Annotated in this window: 5 protein-coding genes and 1 riboswitch; of the genes, 3 read left to right on the forward strand and 2 right to left on the reverse strand. The window is 44.5% G+C overall.

Annotated features, from left to right (window positions below):
* Nucleotides 1–309: 309 nt before the first annotated feature.
* Complete coding sequence (locus ACRC27_RS05470) at nt 310–984, reverse strand: EAL domain-containing protein (protein WP_438639377.1); 675 nt, start codon at nt 982–984, stop codon at nt 310–312.
* Between the two features lie 1,216 nt (nt 985–2,200).
* Between ACRC27_RS05470 and potE the strand changes: the two genes are divergently transcribed.
* Nucleotides 2,201–3,568 (forward strand): putrescine-ornithine antiporter, encoded by a 1,368-nt coding sequence (gene potE, locus ACRC27_RS05475; RefSeq protein ID WP_438623254.1) that lies wholly within the window; start codon nt 2,201–2,203, stop codon nt 3,566–3,568.
* A 334-nt stretch (nt 3,569–3,902) separates the two neighbouring features.
* Here potE and aqpZ read toward each other — a convergent pair whose 3' ends face one another.
* Nucleotides 3,903–4,595: an aquaporin Z gene (gene aqpZ, locus ACRC27_RS05480; protein WP_438623255.1), complete on the reverse strand. Its 693-nt coding sequence runs from the start codon at nt 4,593–4,595 to the stop codon at nt 3,903–3,905.
* 407 nt (nt 4,596–5,002) lie between these two features.
* A riboswitch (TPP riboswitch) is annotated at nt 5,003–5,110 on the forward strand.
* 81 nt (nt 5,111–5,191) lie between these two features.
* On the opposite strand from aqpZ, the gene thiD reads away from it, so the two are divergent.
* A complete protein-coding gene (gene thiD / locus ACRC27_RS05485) occupies nt 5,192–6,130 on the forward strand; it encodes a bifunctional hydroxymethylpyrimidine kinase/phosphomethylpyrimidine kinase (protein WP_438639378.1) in 939 nt (312 codons plus the stop codon).
* A gap of 361 nt (nt 6,131–6,491) precedes the next feature.
* Entirely contained in the window at nt 6,492–7,844 is a 1,353-nt protein-coding gene (gorA, locus tag ACRC27_RS05490) for a glutathione-disulfide reductase (protein WP_438623257.1), read from the forward strand.
* The last annotated feature ends 94 nt before the right edge of the window (nt 7,845–7,938 follow it).

A 7,938-nucleotide genomic window follows, 5' to 3' on the forward strand; every position in this document is an offset into this window, starting at 1 on the left:
ACTGAGGAGCATCAACATAGCCATGCGCCCATGCATTAGAACTCAGGGCTGCTAATGTTAACAATGCGACTTTTGATAATTTCACGTTTCTACCACTCTCATTTATCTTATAATAAAAAGCAGATCTCTTTCTGCACCACATCTATTCACCCTCTGTGAAAATATAGCCGGAGAGTGAATATTTATTCCATCAAAGGAATATAAAGATCATGTACACCAATTAAGCATACAATTAACCATTATTGTTTCTATATCATTTAGATATTATCTAGAAAAAAGCACAGAGCTGTGCAATAACGTATCCGCCAATCACTCTTTTTTAATATTATAGAGCGAATACTCATTCACTGTGATATCTGACCATAAAAAACCTTGACCATAATAAGCGCCAGATTTACGTGATATTTCACGATCAGAGATCAGTTCAATACCCTCAATAATCACCGAGTCGGCAGAGTTATGGCAAATCATCACCACTTTTTTTAACAAATCAGCATTATCACGGTATATCCAAAAAACCTCTTTATCAATTTTAATGCCATCCCATGGGATATTATTGAGCAGCTTAAAATTGATGTTATCGCGGCCAAAATCATCTAACCATAGCTGATGGCCATACTGCTTAATTTTATTTATTGCAGCTAAAAACAGATCTCGTTGCTCGGGAACATGCTCAATTTCAATGGCTAACTTCACTTGTGATTCCGCCAACAATGCGGCGACAAACACCGGATCAATCAGCGCATCAGCATTTAGATTGATGTGAAAAATACAAGCCTGATTGAATAGGTGGCTCACTCTTCTTAATTGTAATAAAAAAATCTCTTTTTGCGTAGATAATGAACAACTATTGAAGAAGTCTTCTACCTTGATATCACTCGGTGAGAGTGTTAATACTTCAACGGCATTTAGGTGATGGGTATTTAAATCAACAATAGGTTGTAACCGTAATGTAAGCCAGACATTGTTGCAGAAAATATTCATATAAAACCACGCCCATATCATTTAATATGCATAGATGTTTATACTTATCCTTTCAACGCTAAATGTATAACTAGCTATCCGTGTGCCACCAATACAAAACAAGAATGCAAATCAATTTAATAACTCATTAATATTATCTATATTAAGCCAATAAATTGATCTAAGTCACATATTATTTGCGCAGCGTTTAACATAAAAAACACAATCGACATTCAATTCAAAACATAACCACATGATATATAAGAATAATTATAAATAAACATTCTCCTACCACACACACAAATAGCGCACAAATAGCTAAATTAATAGCAATTAAATAGGTGTTATAAATTATTTAATAAATCACATTTAATAATTTATTAAATAAAGCGAATTTTATGTAATTAATGTTATCGTGCAGTAAAAACCATTTTCATAAGCCAGTCACCAGCAGTGAATATTTACGTTTACTCATCACGCAGTGGAGATATCATTTTCATTACAGCCTTTGATTTGCATAGACAATAACGCACTCCACATGACCACCTCAAAACAACTGAAGTGGAATTGGTTCATAAATTGTCATCTATAAACTGTAAAGTTTCCATTACATCAAAAACGGTATGTATCACGCATAAAAATATAAACCGCGATGCCTATCACAATAATAGGTAGGGTAAATTTAACTCTCACCGTATGAATTACAATTTAGTCACATACAACGTATGATGATAGTGGAAAACACGATCACATCAATAAATTCAAAATTACATTTAATTTCATCTGTACACGCAAAACAACAGCTAGAATAAAAATAAAAGCTGACTTAATTCAAAAACAAGCTCCGCCTCCATTCCTAGACATAAATAAAAACATTATTCACATATCTGCATTAATAAAACACACCCGCTATCAACATGAAAAACAACGCAAATAGATACGTAAAAACAACCAGAACATAACAAATAATGCACATCTATTTTGATCGCGGCCGCTTTGACATGATCACCTCCGGCAGACAAAAATAATACTCACCAGAACAATGAACATGGTTATTTTACTCCGTACTGCGAAAGCAGTATGCGGTTTATATTTTCACCGTATAGCTGCATAGACAGAGAGATTCTCTTTGGTATTTATACGATGAAAATAAACAGACGATATTACTTTCAGCAGTTATTCAAACTGAGCATGAAGGTGATGAAGATTAAGTTTATCGAATAAAGAGATAAATTTTATGGCATCTGCAGATGATAACAAAATGGGGCTAATGGGCCTCACGGTATTAGTGACAGTGAATATGATGGGGTCTGGTATTATTATGCTGCCGGCCAACCTTGCTGGCACCGGCGGCATTACCATGCTTTCATGGCTAGTGACCACCGTCGGGGCGCTCTGTATTGCGTACACCTACGCTAAATGTGGCATGTTTTGTCACCGTGATGGCGGTATGTCAGCCTATTCACAAGAGGCGCACGGTAAATCATCATTCTTTATGGCCTCGTACACCTACTATATTTGTCTGGTGATCAGTGCAGTGGCGATTGCCGTTTCAGCCGTCGGCTATATGAAGCCATTTTTCCCGTGGCTGGCCGAATCAGGAGTGCACAGTTTTTGGGGCGTGGTCGCCGTATTAATTGTGACTATGGTGGCCAACTTCTGGGGGCCTAAATATACCGGCCGGATCTCAAGTGTCACCGTGTGGGGGATTATCATTCCGGTTGTTGGGCTGTCAATTGTCGGCTGGTTCTGGTTTAAACCTGAATTGTTTGCTGCCGCATGGAACCCGCACGGCGTAACCACCATCAACGGTATCTCTTCAGGTATTGCACTCACACTGTGGGCATTTTTAGGTATTGAAACTGCGGGTGCCAACTCAGGTGCCGTACGTAACCCTGAAAAAACAGTGCCATTAGCAGTCATGCTCGCGACCGTATTTGTGGCCATTGTCTATATCGCTTCAACCTCTGTCATTCAAGGCATTGTACCGAATGCGGAACTGGCCAAATCCAGTGCACCTTTCGGGCTGGTATTTAGCATGATGTTTACCCCAATGGTCGGTCAGATTATCTGTGCTCTGGCCATTATTGCCTGCATCGGTTCACTGCTGGCATGGCAGTTCACCAATGCGCAAGTGTCATGGGCGGCGGCACAAATGCGTCTTTTCCCGAGTATATTTGCCAAGATGAACAAGCATAACGCCCCGATTGCTGGCATGATCATCATGCTGGTGCTCGAGCTCATTTTAGCCACCATGAGTATTTCGCCAAACACCGTGCAGCAATTTAACACCCTGCTTAACCTGTCGGTATTTATCAACATGGTGCCGTATGTGCTGTCACAAACTGGCTTGTTTGTAATGTTGCGTAAAAACCATGTCTCAGGCCACCAGTGGAAAATTGGGGCCGTAGTCGGCGCATTTGCCGCTATCTACAGTATTTACGGTGTGTATGCCTGCGGACAAGAAGCGGTCTTCTACGGCTCAATTCTGACCCTGTTTGGATACATCTTCTACGGCTTCATTGCCGCCAATGATGTACCTACTAGCTATAATGTTGCCGAAGAAAAAATGGAGCACGGTTACATCACCTATCCCTTTAAATAACAGTGCAACATAACCACATGCTGATGACTAAAATAGACATGCGGTAAATGTTCATAAACACGTCGTCATACCGCAATAGTGAGGCAGTAAATCATGTTGCCTCACCGCTATACAGAAGATTACTTTTTTTTGATGTTGTTTTTGTGCGCTTTAGACTTTGTCACCACAGTTATTGTGTAACACTCAATTATCTGTAGCCAGTTAGGCAGCCTTTGCTGCCTTTTTTTATTTTATTTTTTATGGGATGAAATACAAAAATAAAAAAAGCGCAATATAACATTGCGCTTTTCAGATTAATCTTAGTTATTGATAACCAGAATTCAAATTATTATGTTTACTTCTCACTTAATACGGTGCGGTAAATTAAACCACCCACAATACCGCCCAGTGCTGGAATTAAACAGAACAGCCACAACTGATCAATTGCCCATGTTCCCTGGAACAACGCAACACCAATACTGCGTGCTGGGTTCACTGATGTATTGGTAACCGGAATACTGATTAAGTGAATCAGAGTCAGGGTTAAACCAATCGCCAGCGGTGCAAAACCTGCTGGTGCGCGCTTATCTGTAACACCATGAATAACAAGAATAAAAAATGCAGAAAGCACAAACTCAATGGCGATAGCCGCTTGCATTGAGTAACCTGCCGGTGAATGTTCACCGTAGCCGTTAGAGGCAAATCCGCTGGTTGTTGCATCAAAACCGGCTTTGCCGCTGGCAACAAAATAGAGTACTGCGGCCGCCGCAATACCGCCAAGAACTTGAGCGATAATATAAGGGATAACATTTTTTGCTGGGAAACGACCACCCGCACACAAGCCCAATGTAATCGCCGGATTAAAATGTGCGCCAGAAATATGGCCGACAGCATATGCCATCGTCACAACGGTTAAACCAAATGCCAATGCGACACCCAAAAAGCCAATACCCAATTCAGGATATGCAGCTGAAATAACGGCACTACCACAGCCGCCTAATACAAGCCAGAATGTTCCTAAGAACTCAGCACTTAATGGTTTAAACATATTTCCGCTTCCTTCACATTATTTTAAGTGGGCGATTCTAACGCTCTATTTTAGGGATAAACAAGTTATTTTTTATCCCTAAAATAATATGGCATAGCCAGACAACATTTAATTACTGAATTAAATATCTACAAATAACCTAATGCCACAACTTTATTTCAATTTTATGTCGGTTTATTGATAAATAGTTGAGACTCGTGGATCTGGCAATAAAATTGCCGGTTTTGCAATAGAACATTAACATCTATTGTTATGCATTATTTTATAAGTGGCTGATATATATTTTAATAGTTAACAGAACTTGCTTTACATTTTGATTACATTAACAAATGAGATCCCCATGAATCGGCCCATTTTATTAACCTGACGTTCCGATACAACATATCCTGCTGGCATGCTAACCTGCTGACAGTGAGTCGGGGGGCCATTAGGCTGAGATCACGGCTGTAAACAGCGTGGAACCCGTTGAACCTGATCCAGTTAACACTGGCGTAGGGAACTGACCGGCATACTGCTGACATCAGCCTCAACCACTGTTGTTGTCTTTTACTCTGCCGCCGCCCTGCGTACATGTATTCTTAATGAAGGAATGTTGTATGCAACGCTTTACCGATACGAAAACCCCTCTTACACCTAGCCACACCGATTTATCCTGTGCTGAATCTGCACATCAACTGCCACTGCCGACTCCGGTGGTGCTGACCATTGCCGGATCTGACAGCGGCGGCGGTGCCGGTATTCAGGCCGACATCAAAACCATCAGCGCCACCGGCAGTTATGCCTGCTCAGTGATCACTACCGTCACCGCGCAAAATACCTGCGGAGTACAGGGCGTATATCCGCTCTCTGCGCAGGCCGTTAGCCAGCAGCTGCACAGTGTCTTGAGTGATATCCGAGTGCAGGCCGTGAAAATCGGCATGCTGCATAATGCCGACATTATCCAAGCCGTAGCACAGGCTTTGCGCCAGTACCGGCCCGCTATCATTGTGCTCGATCCTGTCATGGTCGCCACCAGCGGCGATACGCTGCTAAACAGCGATGCTATTAGTGCCCTGCGCAGCGAACTGCTGCCGCTTGCTACACTGGTAACCCCCAATCTACCGGAGGCAGCCGTGCTGCTCGACCTGCCGATCCCAAGCTGTATTGGGGATATCGAAGCGCTACTGCCGCAACTGCAACAACAGCTCACCGCCACGACTCTGCTCAAGGGCGGACATATTACTGATTCAGCATCCAGCACGGACTGGCTACTGACGCCATCAACCGTGCACCGCTTTGATGCAGTGCGGATCAACACCCGACACACGCATGGCACAGGCTGTACACTGTCGGCCGCCATTGCCTCTTTCCTCGCCCATGATGAGCCGTTAATCAGCGCTATTTATCTGGCCAAGCAGTATCTGACACAGGCACTGCTGGCAGCAGACGCTCTGCATATTGGTCATGGACACGGGCCGGTCGATCATCTGTTTGCACTGCGCCTGCCACGCAAGGTGCGCACAGCGGCGGATATCGCTCTACAATACGATCAATAACCGTTATTGCTGCCATATAGGGCACTCTAACTGGCGGTGAATATCAAACGAACAGGCGATTTTGCCCCTTTTTTGCGCTACTCTCAGCATATACAGCGGTAAGTGCCATCGGCATACGGCAGTGAACGGGCAGACAGACACTAATAGCCCAAATATGCGCACGATTACGGCATATTGTTAACGCATACTATTGCCGCGCATTATTGCGACCGATTATTGTGCAACATCCTGATCTTACGCTGGCACTATCTCTGATAGGCCAGTGACTATCATGATAGAAAGTCACGATATTTGAGTAACCTTGCCACTGCCGCTAAAATCTCTTGATACCTCTTTGGCTTCTGACAACGGATGACAACACATGACAAAACATTATGACTATCTGGCTATTGGCGGCGGCAGCGGCGGTATTGCCTCGATTAACCGTGCAGCCATGTACGGTAAAAAGTGTGCCCTGATTGAAGCCAAAGCGCTGGGCGGAACCTGTGTCAACGTGGGTTGTGTGCCAAAAAAAGTGATGTGGCACGGCGCACAAATTGCAGAAGCCATGAATCTGTATGCCGCAGATTATGGTTTTGATGTAGATGTAAAACGCTTTAATTTCAGCAAACTGCTGGAGAACCGCGAAGCCTACATTGACAGAATTCACCAATCTTACGAGCGCGTTCTTGGCAACAATAAAGTGGATGTCATCAGCGGATTTGCCCGTTTTATTGATGCGCACACCGTTGAGGTAAACGGCGAGCAGATCACCGCTGACCATATCCTGATTGCAACCGGTGGTTTCCCTACTCGCCCACCGATTGAAGGTGCAGAACACGGTATTGACTCTGACGGCTTCTTCGCATTGACTGAACTGCCAGAGCGTGTGGCGGTAGTCGGCGCAGGTTATATCGCAGTGGAAATCGCCGGCGTAATGCATGCGCTTGGCGTAAAAACAGATCTGCTAGTACGCCAGCATGCACCACTGCGCAGCTTTGATCCGCTGATTATTGATACGCTGCTGGAAGTTATGCAAAACGAAGGCCCGACACTGCACACGCAAGCTGTGCCAAAGCGGGTTGAGAAGCACGCCGACGGCAGCCTGACACTGCATCTGGAAGATGGCCGCAGCATCACGGTAGATTGCCTGATTTGGGCAATTGGCCGTAAACCTGCTACCCACAGCATCAACCTTGATGCCACTGGCGTAGAACTCGATGATCGCGGCTACATCCGCGTAGATATGTACCAGAACACCAATGTTCCTGGTATTTATGCCGTAGGTGATAATACCGGCCGTATTGAGCTCACGCCGGTTGCAGTGGCTGCGGGTCGCCGTTTGTCAGAGCGCCTGTTCAACAACAAGCCAAACGAGCACCTGAACTACGATAACGTGCCGACCGTGGTATTCAGCCATCCACCGATTGGTACTGTCGGTCTGACTGAGCCACAAGCCATCGAGCAGTATGGTGAGGCCAATGTGAAGGTCTACACCTCATCGTTTACCGCCATGTACACCGCCGTAACCTCACACCGCCAGCCGTGCCGAATGAAGCTGGTCTGTGTTGGCGCTGAACAGAAAGTGGTGGGTATTCACGGTATCGGTTTTGGTATGGATGAGATGCTGCAAGGCTTCGCCGTTGCGCTGAAAATGGGCGCAACCAAGCGTGATTTTGACAACACCGTAGCCATTCACCCAACTGCGTCTGAAGAGTTTGTGACCATGCGCTAACGCGCTGGTGCGAGTGCGAGTATTGGTACAAACACGCGCACTGACACTGCGATTTTATCGCAACAATTTACGTTAAAAGCCGCCCTTGTAAAAA

This window comes from Plesiomonas sp., from assembly GCF_051650925.1.
Taxonomy (GTDB): domain Bacteria; phylum Pseudomonadota; class Gammaproteobacteria; order Enterobacterales; family CAMTGL01; genus Plesiomonas.

Bases quoted from the DNA above. Each gene is read 5' to 3' on its own strand.
- thiD (WP_438639378.1), top strand. From the start codon at position 5,192: ATGCAACGCTTTACCGATACGAAAACCCCTCTTACACCTAGCCACACC.
- aqpZ (WP_438623255.1), bottom strand. From the start codon at position 4,595: ATGTTTAAACCATTAAGTGCTGAGTTCTTAGGAACATTCTGGCTTGTA.
- potE (WP_438623254.1), top strand. From the start codon at position 2,201: ATGGCATCTGCAGATGATAACAAAATGGGGCTAATGGGCCTCACGGTA.
- gorA (WP_438623257.1), top strand. From the start codon at position 6,492: ATGACAAAACATTATGACTATCTGGCTATTGGCGGCGGCAGCGGCGGT.
- ACRC27_RS05470 (WP_438639377.1), bottom strand. From the start codon at position 984: ATGAATATTTTCTGCAACAATGTCTGGCTTACATTACGGTTACAACCT.